The sequence below is a fragment of the Dyadobacter soli genome (genome assembly GCF_900101885.1).
Lineage (GTDB): Bacteria > Bacteroidota > Bacteroidia > Cytophagales > Spirosomataceae > Dyadobacter > Dyadobacter soli.
The window spans coordinates 66191-83673 of sequence record NZ_FNAN01000030.1 but is presented as its reverse complement, the minus strand read 5'-3'; the positions used below and the strand labels follow the sequence as shown (position 1 = coordinate 83673).

Below are 17483 nucleotides of genomic sequence, written 5' to 3'. Positions count from 1 at the left end.
GTTTGATGTGAAGGAAGACCTTATGGCCCCGAATTGGAAAATCCTGAACAGTAATCATCGGAAAGAACCCTTTGGAGAGCAAATTCTTCCTCTCCGGGTCATTCTCATCCGCATTCTTCTCATCTATATGCACGTGAAATACTCCATCCTGACGGTCGATGGATGTCAATTCAAAATTTTCAAGGATAAACTCTGGTAATAGAAACTGGATAATAGGCAAGAAACTCTCCAAAACGAACTAGGTTGATTAAAAACACAAACCTAGAAAATCCTATGCGCTCCACAAGTTTTTGATTTGATCCGAGATAACTGTTACCGTAATTTCTGCCAAAGGACATTATCAATAAACACAAAAAAACGAAGTCCGGATGATATATCGTTTCATGCGGACTTCGTTCTCAACTTAGGAACCATTTAATTGGTGCATTTGAATGCTACCTTCGCTGTTTTCCCAGACTGTGATTCTCTTTCTGGTTACTGGTAATATGATTACCTTTTACCATCTCTTCCTCACGATGTCTGCTATCCAGATTGTCCTTGTTTTCAGGCCGGTTCTGGACCTGACCTTTCGGCATGGTTCCTGAACTTTGTGCTTGTTTCATGACAATTTTTCTAAATGGTTATGTCTTATATTATCTAAATATTATGCCAAAGTTGTCGTAATGTGACGCCAAAAGCGATCGCCGCGCAAGGTTAAAATTGGATTATATCCTTCTCGAACCCTCGTAGAGTTCGTATTCGAGCAGCCGGCAATCGATTTTTCCGGAATAAAACTCAATTCTGCGTTTGGCTTTCAGGCCTATTTTTTTGGCCAGATCGAGGTTTCCGGTGAATACATATCCGTAATATCCTCCACACTTCTGTTTCATAAAATCACCAATCCGTCCATAAGTTTCTTCAAGTTCGGGGATTTCGCCGAGCCGCTCGCCGTATTCGGGATTGATGAAGAACACGCCCTTGTTATCCTGCGGCACTTCGGTATCCGCGAAATCGCAAAGCCCGAACTCGATCATATTGGCCACGCCGGCCGCGATCGCATTCTTTTTCGCATTGGCAACCGCATTCTCGTCGTAGTCCGTGGCGATAATGCGCAATTTCGGCGCTTCGATGATCTGCGCTTCGAGCTTATCCTGCTCTTTGAAATACACTTCCTCGTCATACCCGAGCAAATGCATGAACGAATAGTTGTCCCTGAAAAGCCCGGGACGGCTGTTCGTAGCGATCAATGCGGCCTCGATCGCGAGCGTCCCAGAGCCGCACATCGGGTTAAGGAATGCCGAGTTTCGGTTCCACTGGCTGGCCAGGATTGTAGCGGAAGCCAGTGCTTCGAGCATAGGAGCCTTGCCGGGAATTTTGCGGTAACCATGCCGCGCCACCGTTTCGCCCGATGTATCAATGAAAATTTCCGCCCGATCATCCTTCCAGAACAAATGCACAACGGCACCTTTCAGTTCCGAGCCGGTCGACGGCCTCGCGCCTTTCTTATCGCGCAGCCTGTCCACGATGGCATCCTTCACGCGCAGGTTAGCGAACATCGTATTGTTTACAGTGGCCGTCATGACATTGCTCGTGACTGAGAAATAGGCATCGTCGGCCAGGATGTTCTCCCATTGCATTTTGGACAAAAACCGATACACATCGTCGGGGTGCTGCGCGCTGAATGTGCCGAGGCTGTAAAGTACCTGGCTGGCGCAGTAAAGGTTGAGGTTCAGTTTGATACAATCATTGATCGTACCCTGCAGCCGCACGCCCGTCGAAAATGTTTCTTCCACCCGGTAACCCATTTCCGTCACCTCTTTTTCAAGAAATGGCGCAAGGCGTTTGTAACAAGTGATGGTAATGGGGGCTGTGGTAGTGAATAGGGACATTGTTGCTAATTTTTGACCGCCGACGGCCGACCACCGACCGCCGACAAGCCACAAAGCTACCGCTTCTGGGGCTGCCAATCAGTACTCTTCATTGATTAATTCATGATTGAGCCTTGCGCCGGCGGTGGTCCCGGTGGCCATAGCGCCCGTTAACCCCCTGAATGCACCGCTGTTATCACCCGCGGCGTAAATGCCGGCTACTGTCGTTTTTTGTGCTTCATCTACCTTGATAAATCCCTGCGGATTGAGCTCGCAGCCCAGTTCCCCGGGTATCGGGCAATGCTGCACGAATGCGGGGCGGTGGTAAAGTGCGGTAATGTTGCGGAGGGAGCCGTCCGTTAAATGCAATGTCCGCAAATAGCCGTTTTCATGATCGAGGGACGCTATGGGTTGTTCGACGATCTCGGCGCCGAATGCGAGCATTTTGTCGCGCACGGCCTGGTCAAATGTCGCAGGGCCATTGGTGTAGAGTGTGAGGTCGGCGGTCCAGTTACGGATCATTTTCAGGTATTCCAATGCCATCTCACCGTTCATGAGCACGCCGGTGCGGGCATCGCTGTATTCGTAGCCGTGGCAGTAGGGGCAATGGATGGCGCTGATCCCCCAGCTTTCGGCGAAACCCGGAATTTCGGGCATAATGTCACGGATGCCGGTGGCGAAAATGAGTTTTTTAGCTTCGAACGACTGTCCGTCGCTGGTACCTACCGAGAATGCCCCATCCCGCCCGGACGCGTATGTCACGAGCGCATTATGCAAGCGCACGGTCGGGTAGGCGAGTACCTGCTCGCGTGCGAGGGCGGAGATTTCAGCGGGCGTCCTGCCATCATGGGTAATAAGGTTATGCGAATGGGGCGTCTGCCGGTTGCAGGGTTTACCGCTGTCGATAATAACCACATTCCGGCGGGCACGGCCCAATGTCATCGCAGCCGAAAGCCCGGCATAGCTGCCGCCGATGATGGCGACGTCGAAATTTTGTTGATCAGGCATAATTGAAATATATGAATGTCTCAAAAATGAGACATGATTGGACAAAAAATTTTAAATACCTATTCCTTTACTGAATGAAAACCAAGCAAGCTGTCGCGCGTCGGTTCGGCCGAGCGCACCTTTTTGCTGGGAATTGATAAAAACCACAACAACGCTCTGGAAAAAGTTATGAATCCAGTCGACCGTCATTCCCTGATTTATAATACCTGTGGTAAGCAATACTTGAAGGTTCCCCTTCCAGAGCTCAAAGGTGTGGTCATACTCCGAGCATTCCTCGTTGGCCGCCTGGTGTTTGTGGTCGTGAAGCGTGTGTAGTTTATGTAAAAAAGTGTTTTTGGAACCGCAATCGAGCCCGGCGTAAAACATTGCTTCCAGCCTTTCCCGTGGATTTTCCGTTGTATTATAAGCGTTGGACATAGCCACCGCGCAAGCCTTCCGGATTTCCTTCTGGCATTTGTCCATCAATTCCTTCCGATCTTTGAAATACCGGTGCAAAGTCCTGCGCGTAACCTGCGCCTGATCCGCCACCTTTTCCAGCGGCGCAGACAGGTCCTCATTGAAAATCAGGATCGCAGCTTCGATAATGCTTTGCTCGGTGTCTTTCATGGTTTGGCAAAGATAGCGAAATGTCTCATATTTGTGACATTTGTGTATGAACTTTGCATATTTCTTCAAATTCACTAGTCCAGGCTCTATTAGCAATCGTATGGAAGCAACAGAACAAAATAGAATTGAATTGGGTTTTCATGTATTTGATTTTGAGGATATTACACATGATGACTTGACCGTAATATTTGGCGTGAACCCAAACAGAATTCATATAAAAGGAACGCAAATAAACCCGAGGTTTCCGAGACTTGCCAAAGCGAACGCTTGGATGTTGTATGCGGCTGATTACGAGGCATCCTTTGAAGAACAAATGGATAGCTTGCTGGACATTCTTGAACAAAGAACCGAAGAGCTGAAACCTATTTGTGACAAATACTACTGCGAATTTTCCCTGGCGCTTTACATTTATAACAATGAGGTCAGCATGCCAAGTGTACACCTCTCTTCAAGATACCATGCACTGGCGAGAAAATTAAATTTCGAGTTTGATCTGGATTTATACTGTCTGCAAGATGTTTGAAGAAAATGTCTTTGGATATGAATTGGAACAAAAAAAGACGCCCCTTTCAAGGCGCCTTTTATTCAAAATCAAAAACATACCATCAAATGCCGTTTAGCTCGGCTTCGGTGAATGCTTTTTCGCGGCCGGTGAGTTTGGTGCGGACTTTGGTCACTTCTTCGGTACTTACCTTGTCGGCGTTGTTGCGCCATGAGCGGCGGATGAAGCTTAACAGCTGTGCAATGTCTTCGTTGGGCATGTCCTTGTCGTAGCCGATGCCGGGCATATCGCCGCTTACTTCGGGCGTCTGGTACACGTGGCCGTTCACTTTTACAGGACCCGTGAGGCCGAATAGGACGATGGAAATGAGTTTGTCCTTGTTACCGGTGACCCATTCCGACTGGTTCAATGGCGGTGCGAGCGATTTCACGCCGCCGCCGTCGGGGCCGTGGCAGGTTTGGCATACCGAGGTGAACAATGCCTCCCCTTTGGGAAATTCCTTTTTGAGCATTTCAGGGTTGCGGTTGCCCTGGGCATTACGCACGGCCGTTATCACGCGGGCGAGCTGCTTGTTGATCACCGCATTCTGGTCGGATACAGAGGCTGAAATAGCGCCTTGGAATACTTCTTCCTGGTCCTGCAAGTTGCTCACAATGGCGTCGGATACGAAGCGGTTGTTCGGATATTTGATCGCCAGCTTGTTCAACAGCCCGCGGGATGCATTCTGGTCGAATTTTTCGATGCTTTTGGCCAGAAGCGCGATATAGGGTGCGGCAAGCGTATCGCCGGAATCGACGATGCCGTCGAATGCAGTGGCAAATTGCTGGTAGGAGGTAGGCGTAATCACCGCCGCCGATGCGTAAAGTCCCTGTGCGCGGAACGTCCAGGCCGATTGGCGGATCCAACTCAATGCTTCTTCGGGTTTCAGGGAGTTCAACCCTTCGAGCGTCCACAATGCATGGATAGCCAGCAGCGGGTCGGCAGTTTGCTTTACGGCCTCACGGAGCGCGGGTACGGTCTGGTTGTACTTGCCGTCGATCAATTTTTGCTGTGCGCGGTCGCGGACCCAGCCATTCGGGTGGCCGAGCAGCTTCACGAGTTCCTGTGCGCCGTCCGGGATCACAACCGGCTTAGGCTTGGAGCCTTTCGGAACGATCTTGTAAATGCGGCCGGCCGAAAGTGGTTGCGTAAGAGATCGTTTGCCTATCTGGTCTTTCAGGTAAGGCGTCAGGTAGGTTTTGTGCTGGATAATGCCGCGGTACATGTCGAGCACGAACATACTGCCGTCGGGCGCATTGTAAAGGCTTACCGGCCGGAAACGTTCGTCGGTGCTGGCCAGGAACTCCTTGCCTTTGTAGGCAATATCCCCTTTTACAACGTAGCCTTTTTCGTTCAGGAAATTGCGTTTGATCAGGTTCGCCGAAGGTTCGGGCACGAATGCATTGAAATCGTAATTTTTACCAAACAGATCACCGCGGTAAATGACCGGTCCGGCAGCAGCTGTAAATTCGTTCAGGCGCAGGCTGTCGTCGAGGACATTTTTCATATAACCGCGGTTCACGCCAGGGGTAGGGTGGAGCGGATATACTTTATTGTTTGCTACGGACTTTTCGTTATAACCGGCCACACCGCGCTGGTTTTTGTTCCAGGCGCCCAGACCTGCCGGGAAATAGTCGCCGAGCAGGTTTTGGGAGTTGTTGTTATAGTAAAGCCGGCCGTAATTATCCTGGCAAATACCCCATTGTCCACGGAAATGGGTATGCTCGATCACCCACTTTCCACCCACATGGCGGTAGCGTTTGTCGGATTTGGCATTGTAAATCCAGTTGTCCATCGCGCGCAGAAGGCCGTTAGGCTGGTGCTCCACGTTACCACCCTCGGTGTATTTAGGATCAACCAATGTCTTTTTTACAACCTGGTCATTTTTCAATTCATAAAACCAAAGGTTGGTCGGCTCTGCCACGAGAATGCCGTTTTCGATCAGGCAAATCGCGCGTGGGAGAATCAGCGAGTCGATCACCACTTTGCGGTCGTCGTACACGCCGTCTTTGTTCTTATCGTCGAGTATGACAATGTTACCGTTCGGAATGTCCTCGCCGGTACCGATGGTGTCGGGCATGTAGCCTACCATTTCCACGACCCACATGCGGGACTTGTCGTCGAACTGCATCGCCACGGGCGCGCTCACGAGGGGCTCGGCGGCAACGAGTTTCACTTCAAAGCCTTCCTCGATCACCATTTTGCCAATGGTTTCGCTGGCGGGTATGAATGGCGATTTTGCGGGCGTCTGGACAGGTTTTTCTTCTTTCGCAACAGTTGTAGCAGCGGAAGAGGCGGTTTGCTGGGTGGTTTGTTTATTGGTTTTACAATAAACCAGTAAGGACGAAACCGCCAGGATGAAAAGGGGATAACGGTACTTCTTCATTAGAATGCTATGCTAGCAGTATTACAGCTTTGGTGATTTTTCAGGAGATCAGTTGCTTATAACGATTCTTCAACCGGTTTCATGCGGTTGGTCAGGAAATGAATTGCCAGCCAGGCGATAATGTAGGCCAGTCCGCAAAGGACGAACAGAATGTTGTAGCCTGCGCCTATATTTCCGGTTCCTTTATAGTGGTCGAGCAATGCACCTACCAGCAACGGGAAGAACGTCGAGCCGAGCGAGCCGGCCATCCCGCCGATACCTACCACCGAGCTTACGGCACGTTTTGGAAAAATATCGGAAACAATCGTGAAAATGTTCGCGCTCCACGCCTGGTGTGCGGCGGTGGCGATGGCGATAATGCCTACGACCGTCCAGATATCCGTCGCGAACTGCGCAAAGATGATCGGCATCACGGCGAATGCCATCACGAGCAATGTCGTTTTGCGGGCTCTGAGCGGTGCCCAGCCTTTTTTGATCAGGTACGACGACAGGTAACCGCCGCCGATACTACCGAAAGTGGTCGCCGTGTAAACGATCGCCAGGTGCAGACTTGGCTTTTTGAGATCCAATGCGAATGTAGTTGCGAAGTAAGAAGGCAACCAGAACAGGAAGAACCACCACACCGGGTCGGTGAGGAACTTACCGATGATGAATACCCAGGTTTGCGGCAGTGTTACCAATTTGGTCCAGTGAATAGGCTTCTGGTTCTCGCCGTCGCCGGCCTCGTTGTCGCTGTGTATGAACGCATATTCTTCCGCGCCCACCTTTTTGTGGCGGGAAGGGATTTCGTACATCAACCACCAGAATATCAGCCAGATGAAGCCAATCGCGCCGGTGATAATGAATGCACCCTGCCAGCTGTAAGTACTCAGCAGCCAGGGAACGAGAATGGGTGCTGCTACGGCCCCGATACTTGTTCCAGAGTTGAAAATACCTGTTGCGAGCGCTCGTTCACGTTTGGGAAACCACTCGGCAGTTGCTTTTACAGCGGCCGGGAAGTTACCCGCTTCGCCAAGGCCAAGAACGGCACGGACAGCGCCGAAGCCGAAAGTACTTTTGACGAATGCATGCGCCACAGCGGCGATACTCCAAATGATGATCGAAACGGCATAACCCAGTTTCGAGCCGATCTTGTCGATGATATTACCGAAGACGATGTAACCCGCGGCATAGCAGCCCGCGAAGACCATTACGATGTTCGCATAGTCGGTTTCGGTCCAGTTGAACTCTGTTTCGAGGGTTGGTTTTAGTAATCCAAGTATCTGTCTGTCGATGTAGTTGATGGTGGTTGCAAAGAAGAGTAATGCGCAAATAACCCAGCGATAGTTGCCAATATTGGTTTGTTTCATGATGGGGGAAAACTGATTTCTTGGATTCAGGAATGAATAAAAATACCTCTGTCTTGGGGATAAGACTGCATTTTACCCATTCTACCCCTTAATGTATTTGCAAAAGACTTTAACAAAAAAAGAATCCCGCGCCAAGGAGACGCGGGATCGGGGTTAACTAGAAGAACGTATCGTAAATAATTTACCAAGGCACCCTATTGCTTTTTAAAGGCACGTCCTGAGAAGTTATACTCATGTAATAGGATATGCAAGTTGCGCTTTCACAAGTTCCGCTTCGTTGGTCAGGTCGAGGCGGAGGGGCGTGATAGAAACGAAATTGTTTTCGATGGCCCAGCGGTCGGTACCTTCCTCGGCGGGTTCCAGCGGTACCACGGTAAACCAGTAATGTTTCCGGCCCATCGGATCGAGTGCGGGGACGATGTTGTTGTCGTAAAGCCGCACCGACTGCCTCGTCCAACGAACGCCTTTGGGTGCATGGGGGAAGTTGACGTTCACCAGGTTCAGGTGTGGATTTTCAAAAAGTAGCTGCAATGCCTTTTCGACAAATGGATCGAGCTTTTCGAAATCGGGTTCGATGTCGGTGGGCGTACTCAATGCAATGCCTTTGATCCCGAATAGTACTGCCTGCTTCGCTGCGGCGAGTGTGCCCGAATGCCACATCGCATTCCCCAGGTTTGGCCCCATATTGATCCCGGAAAGCACCACGTCGGGCTTATCCCAAAGGTGTTGCCCCAATGCCACGCAGTCGGCGGGCGTGCCGTTCACACGATAGGCGTCGATGCCGTTGAATTCAATGGGTGACTTTTTATAGGAAAGGGGCCGGGACGCCGTAATTGCGTGGCCCATAGAGGATTGTTCCACATCGGGGGCCACAATTTTGACCTCCCCGAACCGCGAGGCGATTTTGGCGAGCGCTGCAATGCCCGGGCTGTATATTCCGTCGTCGTTCGTTACCAGGATTTTCATAACGTATAGCGTTTTCAGGTGTTTGTTAATAAAATTATGCCTGGTATGTTTTTTATGAAATCGAGGTATGCTATACATCCTGATATGAAAAAAACGACCCTTTTACACAACCCGACAGCCGGGGACAATGAGTTTTCCAAGAAAGAACTGCTCAAAATCATCAAGAAAGAAGGTTTCGAATGCACGTATGCTTCTGTCAAAGAAGAGGGCTGGGACGATTTCGAAGAAAAAACCGATTTTCTGATCATCGCGGGCGGGGACGGGACCGTGCGCCGTGCTGCGAAAGCGCTTATGAAGCGTAAACGGCTAGAAAAACAGTTTCCCCTCGCGCTGCTGCCCCACGGAACGGCCAACAACATCGCCACCGCGTTGAAGATCGACGGGCATCCGAAGGATATCATCCCGCATTGGCACCATTACCGTCTCCAACCTTTCGATATCGGCCGTGTGCACGGCGTGGGTGAGGATCTGTTTTTCCTGGAAGCATTCGGCTATGGCATTTTCCCGCGCCTGATGAAGGTGATGGACAAAATCGAGGGGGATATCGGCGATACGGCGGAAGAAAAGCTGAAAGCCGCACGTGCGGTATTGCTGGAAGTGGTGCAGAACTACGAGGCGAGGCCCTGTACGATCGTCGCCGATGGCGTGGAGCATTCGGGGAATTACATTATGGTGGAAATCATGAATATCCGTTCCATCGGGCCTAACCTGGTGCTGGCTGGCGAGGCCGATCCCGGAGATGGCTATCTCGACGTGGTGATGGTTTCCGAGAACAGCCGAAACAAATTCGAGTCGTTTTTGATCAACCGGATCAATAATGAGGATAAAGAGTTCAGCTTTTCTACCATCCGGGCAAGGAAAGTGAAGGTGTTCTGGGACGGAAAAGATGTTCACGCCGACGACGAGCGATTGAAAATTGAAAAGCCTGTCGAAGTGGAGATCGAGATACTGCCTGATATGCTGCAATTTATGATCACCGAAAAATAGCGTCATAACTTTTGGTTATAGCGGATAACCAATTGTGATTGGCGCACGATGTGAATGAGCACTACTTTTGGAGCATCAAAGTTTTCCAAAATTCTCATTCACATCGAATTATGATTCACACAGACATTTGCATTATAGGAGCGGGGCCGGTAGGGCTCTTCGCGGTTTTCGAGGCCGGACTGCTCAAAATGCGCTGCCACCTGATCGACGCCCTGCCGGTGGTAGGCGGCCAGCTGGCTGAAATTTATCCCCAAAAACCCATTTACGACATTCCTGGTGCGCCGGCCATCATCGCCGAAGACCTGGTGAACAACCTCATGAAGCAGATCGAGGAGTTCAAACCCGGCTTTACATTAGGTGAGAGAGTGGAAGTGCTCGAAAAGCAGGACGATGGCAGCTACATTGTCCGCACCAATGAAGGTACCGACGTGCATTGCAAAGTGGTGGTGATCGCCGCGGGCCTTGGCAGCTTCGAACCGCGCAAGCCAGCCGTAGAGCAGCTCGAATACTTCGAAGGCAAGGGCGTGCATTATATGGTTAAAAAGCCGGAGCAATTCCGTGGCCGTAATGTGGTATTGGCCGGCGGAGGCGACTCCGCGCTCGACTGGACGATCTTCCTCGCCGACGTCGCTTCCCGCGTGACGCTCGTACACCGGGGAGATACCTTCCGCGGCGCGCCGGATTCGGCCGAAAAAGTATACGATCTGGCTGGAAAGGGCAAAATTGACCTGGTTTTACAAGCGCAGGTGAACAAGCTCGGCGGCAATGGCGTGCTCAAAGAGGTTTCTATTCTGGGAAATGATAAGTCCGTTTTTACCATTCCTACCGACGATTTTATCCCGCTGTTCGGCCTGAGCCCCAAGCTCGGCCCCATTGCCGACTGGAACCTGGGCGTCGAGAAATCGGCGGTGATCGTCGATACTTTCGACTATTCCACCAATGTCGAACGCATTTACGCGATCGGCGACATCAATACTTATCCGGGTAAGCTGAAACTCATTCTATGCGGCTTCCACGAGGCGGCCATTATGATGCAGAGCGCATTCAAGTACGTGTACCCGGATCAGAAATTGAGTTTCAAATACACCACAGTTAACGGTGTAAATCCATTTTAGCCATGATCAATATATTCATCGAGAACGATTTAGGGGAACGTCAGGCCCTGGAAGTGCCCACCGACATGGGCTTCAACCTGATGGAAATCCTCAAAGCATACGAATACGATATCCAGGCGACTTGCGGGGGAATGGCCCTCTGCGCCACCTGCCACATCGAAGTGCTCGAAGGCAAGGAAAGACTGCCGGAGTCCAACGACCAGGAACTCGATACGCTCGATACACTGCCGAATGCGGATAGTAACAGCCGGCTCTCGTGCCAGCTTCGGCCGTCCGACGAAATGGACGGGCTGGTGTTTCGCCTGAAAGCCTTGCAGGAAGCTTGAAATTAGGTTATTAGAATTTTGGAATAATAGTACATAAACCTTCGCTGGCATACAGCGGAGGTTTTTAGTTTATCAAAAAAGCTTTCTGACCTGTAAAATGGCCTCATTGACCCATAACCTGTACATTTTCCCCGAGAAGTGCAGCTGGTCGCTGGCGATCATGCTAGGGTCATTGAGCGCTTTGCGTGATATGCCGGTAATGTCGATAAAAACGATTTTCAGCTTATCGCATTCGTCCTTAGCAATGGCATTGAAACGGTCGATTTCGCCGGAAATATGGTCGCGGTTGCCCTCGCCCATGGCTGTTACGCCCCAATCCGGAATGGATAGCACGAATACATTCCCCGCATCGTCGCCGGCATAGGCTACCGCTTTGACGAGCAACTGACGGAACTCGACGCGGTATTCCTCCATATTTCTGCCCTGGTACTGATTGTTGACACCGATCAGGAGCGACACCAGGTCGAATGTGCCGGTGGGCGGGCTTTGCTCCAATGCGTCGAGCAAGTTACGCGTCGTCCAGCCGGTCCGTGCGATGATTTCAGGCGTTGCGACTGGCTTTCCCACTTTTTTCAACTCGTCGGCTAATATGACGGGCCACCTTTCGTCCGGTGCGACGCTCTGTCCGATTGTGTAAGAATCGCCCAGGGCGAGGTAATGCGGCTTACCGGTTTCATCGGCGGGGTCGTTGTGCCCCGGCGCGGACGGTACCGGGCTTTGTGTGCCGCCGCAGGACAGTATGCAAAATAGGATCGCAATCTGATACAGTTTCATACCTCATATACTGTTTTACAGCCCGCTTCGGATCGATCGTCATTGAATTTGGCTTACGCCATCACCGCGATCAGGTTTAATGTAGTACCTGCAAGCTCTTTATTACCAGTTAAATGTGCTTTTGCGAGTGCTTCATCGGGCTTAATGGCTTTGGTAAAAAGTTTCCAGGCGGTGTCGGCATCGAGGGTAACGGATGCTTCCGGAGCGTTTTCGGAAGTCCCGCTGATTTTCCAACCGTTTGCTGTTTTAATCAAAAACCATTCAAAAATCTCGTCGAGCGTGATGCCTATGCGTAGGGCTGTGCCGTCGGGCGCTTGTGTGTGCCTGTACGTGTGCGGGAGCCCGCGCAGGAAGGTTTCGATGAGCGGGCGGAAGAGCCGGGGCGTCATAATGCCGCGCACAATGTCCGTCCGGCCGACTGCGTCGCGGATCTGTTGCTGGTGATGCCACTTTTCGGTGTATTCGCGGGCAATGTGGAACCAGTTTTTCGAAACCGTTTCGCCGGCCCAGGATACGGAAAAAAGGGCGTCGGCTTCGAGGTTCTGCTGTTGCATGATTTCGGTGTACTGCTTACCGGTGGTTTCGAGGAGTTCGGTGAGTAACGCGGGACTCATTCGCTTCGACGCATTTACCCAATCGGCGTTCAGCTGGTTGAGGTAACCTACCAAATCGTCGTAACTGTTTATTTCCCGGTCGGGCGCAGTGAAATGGCCGTCGCGGTACATGGAGATCACGCGGACATTGCCGTCGAGCAAATGCGCGGCCACGTCGCGGACCTTCCAGAGCCTTGCTACCGTGGGTTTTTCCCACTCTTCCGGCGTAAGCGATCGGAGTAAAGCAATCAGGTGTTGGTCAAGCTCCGCGAAGAGGTGAATGGTGTGGATCATGGCGGTGGTGTAGACTTGTTTTGTTCTAAATATCGATGAAAAAGGGATTTGTTGTGATGTTCAGCATGTGATTTGGTATTTTTGGGCCGGTTCAAAGAGTATAAAAATGACTTATTGCTTAGGAATTAAAGTGAAAGAGGGGCTCGTTGCCCTGGCAGATACGCGGATCACCGCAGGCACCAATACGACGACCAAGAAGAAGATGTACGTCACCCAGCAGGACAACTACTCGATGTTCATCATGACGAGCGGGTTGCGGTCCGTGCGCGACAAGGCCGTGCATTATTTTGAAGAGCTGATCAGCGAAGGCGTCGTTTATAACAAGCTTTACAAAGCCGTGAATGCATTCGGTGAGCAGATCAAACGCGTGGCAGAGGAAGATAAGGCGAGCCTGGAAAGGGCCGGTCTTAAATTCAACCTCAACACCATCGTGGGCGGCCAGCTGAAAGACGATAAGGACCACAAGCTGTTCCTGCTTTACTCCGAAGGCAATTGGGTGGAACTCGATGAAGGCTCGCCCTATGTGATCATCGGCAATTCGGGCCAGGGGAAAGCCATACTCAACCGCGTGCTGAACGAAAATTCGACGATGAAACAGGCATTGAAAGCCGGCTTCCTGTCATTCGATTCGACGCGGGTTAGTAACAATGACGTCGATTTTCCGATAGATGTCGTGTTGTACAAAAAGGACAGTTTCGCCATTGCCGAACATCGCTACGAGCAGAAAGATATGGAGGAAATATCCAGAATATGGGCCGTAAAGCTCAAACAGGCGCTCGACGACATCCCGGAAGAATGGATGGATACGACGTTCAGCAAGATGCTGTAGATATGGAGAGACGATCCCGCATCCCACAACCCAGGGCTTAAGCCCTGGGCACCGGGACGTGGGATGTGGGCACCGGGATGCGTCCCGGACGCAGGCCCTCAGAGGCCATACTTGTCGATAAGGTACAACATGGAGGCCATAGCCGCCGCGCCCAGTTCCAGTTCCCGCTTGCTCACTGCTTCAAACCGGTCGTTAGCGGCGTGGTGATAGTCGAAATACCGCTGCGTATCCGGCATTAACCCGAGCAGCACGGTACCCTGCTGCGCGAGCGGGCCAATATCCGCGCCGCCACCGCCCGGCCCCAGCTCATGAACGCCGTATGCCGCAAACAGCCCAGCCCATTGCTGTATTCTGGCCTTTTGTGCAGGCGTACCCACAATCCCGAAACCGCGTGGTGAAAACCCGCCGTGATCCGATTCGATGGCCGCAATATGTGTTTCCTGCTTCGATTTGGCAGAATCTGCGTAAGTAATGCCGCCTTTCATACCATTTTCTTCGTTCATGAACATTACCGCACGTAGCGTATGATTAGGCTGGTACCCCAACGCTTTCAGTATCCGCAATGCCTCGATCGATTGCACACAGCCCGAGCCATCGTCGTGCGCGCCCTGCGCGAAATCCCACGAATCGAGGTGGCCGCCGATGGCAATGTATTTGCCGGCATTCGTTTTCCCCTTCAATTCGCCGATCACATTATGCGACGCAGCGTCGGGAAGCGTTTCACAGTTTTGTTCGAAATAGAATTCCGTCTCCGGATTGGCTTGTAATGTTTTGCTCAAAAGCTCCGCGCCGTTGGTACTGATCGCCGCCGCCGGGATCATGGGCGCGCCGCTCGCGTAACGCATGCTGCCCGTATGCGGGAAGTCGTCCAGGCGGGTGGTCATTGAGCGGGTAATGGAGCCAATGGCGCCGAGTTTGGCCGCCTCGCTCGCACCTGCGGCCCGTTGCTCTACGGCACCGGCATAGGCTTCGAATGTGTTGATTTTGGTAGGGTCCATCGGCCGGTTGAAGAACACAATTTTGCCTTTCACCTTTTCGGTACCCAGGTCGCGGAGCTGCTGAAAGCTCTTCACCTCGATCACTTTCGCCCTGATACCGCCTTTTGGAGTGGCGATAGAACCGCCCAATGCAGCAATAGGAACGTCCGTCTTTTGTTTCCCATTGCTAATCTGTGCTTTCTCTTTCGCGCCGCGGACCCAATGCGGTACCATCACATTTTGCAGGAATACATGATCGAAACGCTCACTTTCCATCACCGATTTGGTATACAAAACAGCCTTTGCAGCGCCTTCCGAGCCGCTCAGCCTCGGGCCGACCTGCTGGGTAAGGTGCCGCAACCATTCATAGGATTTGCCCTCGCTGAGTGCGGTGTCGTAAATTTTGCGGATAAATGCCGAGTCGGCCTGGAAGTCGGTTTGGGCCGAAACGGGCAGCGCTACCCCCGCAATGAAAAGGGATAGCGCCGTAAAGAAACTCTTGAACTCTAAACTCATAAACTTTTTCAACTAGGCTTTACATTTTTCGCCTGCCGCTTTGCGATTGAAAGTAACAATGCAGGCAGCAGGATCAGGTTGGTACACATCGCGACCAGCAAGGTAATCGATACCATTACCCCCATGGCGGCCGTTCCGCCGAAGCTGGATGCCGAAAAGATCGAAAATCCGCAGAAGAGGATCACCGCTGTGTAGATCATACTCAGGCCCGTCCCGAAGATCGACGCTGTAACGGCTTTGGAAGGTGTCAGACCGTTTTTATAGAGCTCCTCGCGGTAACGCGTGAGGAAGTAAACCGTTCCGTCCGAAGCAATACCGAACGTAATGCTGAAAATCAGGATCGTCGTCGGTTTGAAATAAATATCGAAATAACCCATAATGCCGGCTGTCAACGCGAGCGGGATCAAACAAGGCAGTTTCGAAAGCAAAATGATCGGGATCGAGCGGAAAAGCGCCATTCCCACGATTGCAATAAGGACGATCGCGATGAGCAAGCTTTCGTACAGGTTGCTCAGCAGGTAATCGTTGCTTTTTAAGAACACAAGGCTGTGCCCAGTAAGGCTTACCTTGTATTGTTCAGGGCTGAAAATCGAATCGACCTTTGGACGAATGCGGTTCATCAGCTCCTTAATGCGCTCCGAACCCACGTCGGCCATCTGGAAACTGAGCCGGGTAATGCTTTTATCTTCATTGAGGAACGACGTCAACTGTTTTGCGGCGCCTTGCTGGCCTTGCACGTACTGCGTCATCTTGTTCAGTTCCAGCACGCCGGGCAAAGCGTAGTATTTGGCATCGCCGCCACGGTAACCCTGGTAAAGGAATTTGGAAGCCTCCACAATGGAAACCGGCTTCGAGAATTCCGGAAACTTGGCCATTTCACTTTGGAACGCCTTGATTTTATACAAAGTCCTGGCCTGATCGGCAAACACGCCATTCGGCTGTTTGGTATTGATCATCACCTCGAAAGGCAGCACGCCGTTGAAGTTCTTTTCAAAAAAGCGCAAATCGGTGTAAACCACATCCTTTTTAGGCAGGTCATCCACCACGTAACCGATCGTCTTGATCTTCGTCATACCAAATGCAGACACGACGATCATGATCACCATGGCGATATAAATCTCCTTCCGGCGGTTGTGTACCAGGTTGTTCACCATCCGGAGGAACCCGAACGCCCATTTTCCTTCAAGGTGTTTCAAATGGCGCGGCTTGGGCGTGCTCATGTAATGCAGCGTAATCGGTAGCAGCACGAGGCAAAGCACGTAGGTAACCATCACGCTGATGGCCGCTACCACGCCGAATTCGACGAGCAAAATACTGTTTGTGAAGTAAAACACCCCGAAACCGATAGCCGTCGTCATATTCGCCAGGAATGTCGAAAGCCCGATCTGCCGTATCATTTCGCGCAATGCTTCGTCCTTGTTGCTGTGCGAGACGAGCTCCGCCTGGTATTTATTGATCAGGAAAACGCAGTTAGGCACGCCGATCACGATCAGCAGGGGAGGAATGAGGCCGGTTAGCGCGGTGATTTTGTAGTTAAATAAATGCAATGTCCCCACCGAGAACACCACGCCGATCAATACTACTATAATCGATAATAATGTAAGTCTGAACGACCGGAAAAACGCCCAGAGGATGAGCAGCGTCACAAACACGGCCAGCCCCATGAAAAGCTCCATCTCGCCGGAGATCTTCTTCATGTTTACGGTCCGGATGTAAGGCATCCCGGAATAATGCAGATCGGTATTGTATTTGGTCGCAAACGTCTCGGCCATTTTTTCGATGTCGTCGACGATCGTAAGGCGGCGTTTGGAGTTGAGCTCTTTGTCGTTGAAGGTAATGACGATCAGCGTCGCATTAGTTTTGCTGTTCAGCACCAGGCCTTCGTAAATGGGCAGATTGGCAATCTCCTTTTTCAGGCTGTCGGCCTCTGCCTGTGTGTTGGGGATGTCGCGGATAACCGGGGAGAAATCGAAACGGGTGAGGCTATCGTTGCGCGTGATTTTGTAGACATTCGCCAGGGAGAGCACATTTTTGATCCCCTCGGTTTCTTTGATTTGCTGGGAAAGCTTGCACCAGTCGCGGAATTTGTTGATTTCGAAAAGCTGCGGGTCCTGCCAGCCGATCACCATTACACTCCCGTCTTCGCCGAAAAGCTTGCGGAAATCCTGGTATTCTTTCTCTACGGGGTCGTTGGAGGGCAGGATACGTGCGAAATTGTAGGAGAGTTCAATTTTGCTGGCTTCATAGGCCATGAAGACCGTCGATACTAACACTAATGCAACCCACAAAAGCCGGTAGCGGATAATGTAAGCTGCTATTTTATTCCACATAATTGATTATTGAGTTCACAAAAAGTTGCAAATATAGCT

16 protein-coding genes are annotated in these 17483 nt (G+C 51.3%); 5 read left to right on the top strand and 11 right to left on the bottom strand.

Annotated elements, in window-relative coordinates; translation table 11 throughout:
• From BLQ88_RS34265 to BLQ88_RS34250, 4 genes are all read right to left on the bottom strand, one after another.
• Window positions 1–232: ISAon1 family transposase N-terminal region protein (locus tag BLQ88_RS34265; protein WP_445447084.1), on the bottom strand; the 232-nt coding region annotated here is incomplete at its 3' end.
• Window positions 233–704: 472 nt separating this feature from the next.
• The gene (locus tag BLQ88_RS34260) at window positions 705–1868 is read right to left on the bottom strand and encodes a THUMP domain-containing class I SAM-dependent RNA methyltransferase (RefSeq protein WP_090157532.1); all 1164 of its coding nucleotides are present in this window, start codon (window positions 1866–1868) and stop codon (window positions 705–707) included.
• A 78-nt stretch (window positions 1869–1946) separates the two neighbouring features.
• Entirely contained in the window at window positions 1947–2855 is a 909-nt protein-coding gene (locus BLQ88_RS34255) for an NAD(P)/FAD-dependent oxidoreductase (RefSeq protein WP_090157531.1), read from the bottom strand.
• A gap of 51 nt (window positions 2856–2906) precedes the next feature.
• Window positions 2907–3461 carry a TetR/AcrR family transcriptional regulator gene (locus tag BLQ88_RS34250; RefSeq protein WP_090157530.1) on the bottom strand — a complete coding sequence of 185 codons (555 nt, stop codon included), beginning with the start codon at window positions 3459–3461 and terminating at the stop codon, window positions 2907–2909.
• 100 nt (window positions 3462–3561) lie between these two features.
• On the opposite strand from BLQ88_RS34250, the gene BLQ88_RS34245 reads away from it, so the two are divergent.
• Entirely contained in the window at window positions 3562–3984 is a 423-nt protein-coding gene (locus BLQ88_RS34245; protein ID WP_176885189.1) for a DUF4279 domain-containing protein, read from the top strand.
• 82 nt (window positions 3985–4066) lie between these two features.
• Here the strand turns inward: BLQ88_RS34245 and BLQ88_RS34240 are convergent, their stop codons facing one another.
• The 3 genes from BLQ88_RS34240 to surE all read right to left on the bottom strand — a co-directional run bounded on the left by BLQ88_RS34240 (window position 4067) and on the right by surE (window position 8703).
• Complete coding sequence (locus BLQ88_RS34240; RefSeq protein WP_090157528.1) at window positions 4067–6388, bottom strand: DUF7133 domain-containing protein; 2322 nt, start codon at window positions 6386–6388, stop codon at window positions 4067–4069.
• A gap of 56 nt (window positions 6389–6444) precedes the next feature.
• A complete protein-coding gene (locus BLQ88_RS34235; protein WP_090157527.1) occupies window positions 6445–7737 on the bottom strand; it encodes an MFS transporter in 1293 nt (430 codons plus the stop codon).
• A gap of 231 nt (window positions 7738–7968) precedes the next feature.
• Window positions 7969–8703: a 5'/3'-nucleotidase SurE gene (surE, locus tag BLQ88_RS34230; protein WP_090157526.1), complete on the bottom strand. Its 735-nt coding sequence runs from the start codon at window positions 8701–8703 to the stop codon at window positions 7969–7971.
• Between the two features lie 84 nt (window positions 8704–8787).
• Between surE and BLQ88_RS34225 the strand changes: the two genes are divergently transcribed.
• The 3 genes from BLQ88_RS34225 to BLQ88_RS34215 all read left to right on the top strand — a co-directional run bounded on the left by BLQ88_RS34225 (window position 8788) and on the right by BLQ88_RS34215 (window position 11131).
• A complete protein-coding gene (locus BLQ88_RS34225; protein ID WP_090157525.1) occupies window positions 8788–9690 on the top strand; it encodes a diacylglycerol/lipid kinase family protein in 903 nt (300 codons plus the stop codon).
• 110 nt (window positions 9691–9800) lie between these two features.
• Window positions 9801–10805 (top strand): NAD(P)/FAD-dependent oxidoreductase, encoded by a 1005-nt coding sequence (locus BLQ88_RS34220; protein ID WP_090157524.1) that lies wholly within the window; start codon window positions 9801–9803, stop codon window positions 10803–10805.
• Between the two features lie 2 nt (window positions 10806–10807).
• Entirely contained in the window at window positions 10808–11131 is a 324-nt protein-coding gene (locus BLQ88_RS34215; protein WP_090157523.1) for a 2Fe-2S iron-sulfur cluster-binding protein, read from the top strand.
• Between the two features lie 72 nt (window positions 11132–11203).
• On the opposite strand, the gene BLQ88_RS34210 is transcribed toward BLQ88_RS34215, so the two are convergent.
• Both BLQ88_RS34210 and BLQ88_RS34205 read right to left on the bottom strand, forming a co-directional pair.
• Window positions 11204–11905 carry an SGNH/GDSL hydrolase family protein gene (locus tag BLQ88_RS34210; RefSeq protein ID WP_176885188.1) on the bottom strand — a complete coding sequence of 234 codons (702 nt, stop codon included), beginning with the start codon at window positions 11903–11905 and terminating at the stop codon, window positions 11204–11206.
• Window positions 11906–11958: 53 nt separating this feature from the next.
• The gene (locus BLQ88_RS34205; protein ID WP_090157522.1) at window positions 11959–12792 is read right to left on the bottom strand and encodes a maleylpyruvate isomerase N-terminal domain-containing protein; all 834 of its coding nucleotides are present in this window, start codon (window positions 12790–12792) and stop codon (window positions 11959–11961) included.
• A 106-nt stretch (window positions 12793–12898) separates the two neighbouring features.
• Between BLQ88_RS34205 and BLQ88_RS34200 the strand changes: the two genes are divergently transcribed.
• Window positions 12899–13621: a proteasome-type protease gene (locus BLQ88_RS34200; RefSeq protein WP_090157521.1), complete on the top strand. Its 723-nt coding sequence runs from the start codon at window positions 12899–12901 to the stop codon at window positions 13619–13621.
• A 98-nt stretch (window positions 13622–13719) separates the two neighbouring features.
• Here BLQ88_RS34200 and BLQ88_RS34195 read toward each other — a convergent pair whose 3' ends face one another.
• Together BLQ88_RS34195 and BLQ88_RS34190 are read right to left on the bottom strand one after the other, a co-directional pair.
• Window positions 13720–15114 (bottom strand): M20/M25/M40 family metallo-hydrolase, encoded by a 1395-nt coding sequence (locus tag BLQ88_RS34195; protein WP_090157536.1) that lies wholly within the window; start codon window positions 15112–15114, stop codon window positions 13720–13722.
• A gap of 8 nt (window positions 15115–15122) precedes the next feature.
• Window positions 15123–17444: an efflux RND transporter permease subunit gene (locus BLQ88_RS34190; protein ID WP_090157520.1), complete on the bottom strand. Its 2322-nt coding sequence runs from the start codon at window positions 17442–17444 to the stop codon at window positions 15123–15125.
• Window positions 17445–17483 lie beyond the last annotated feature (39 nt).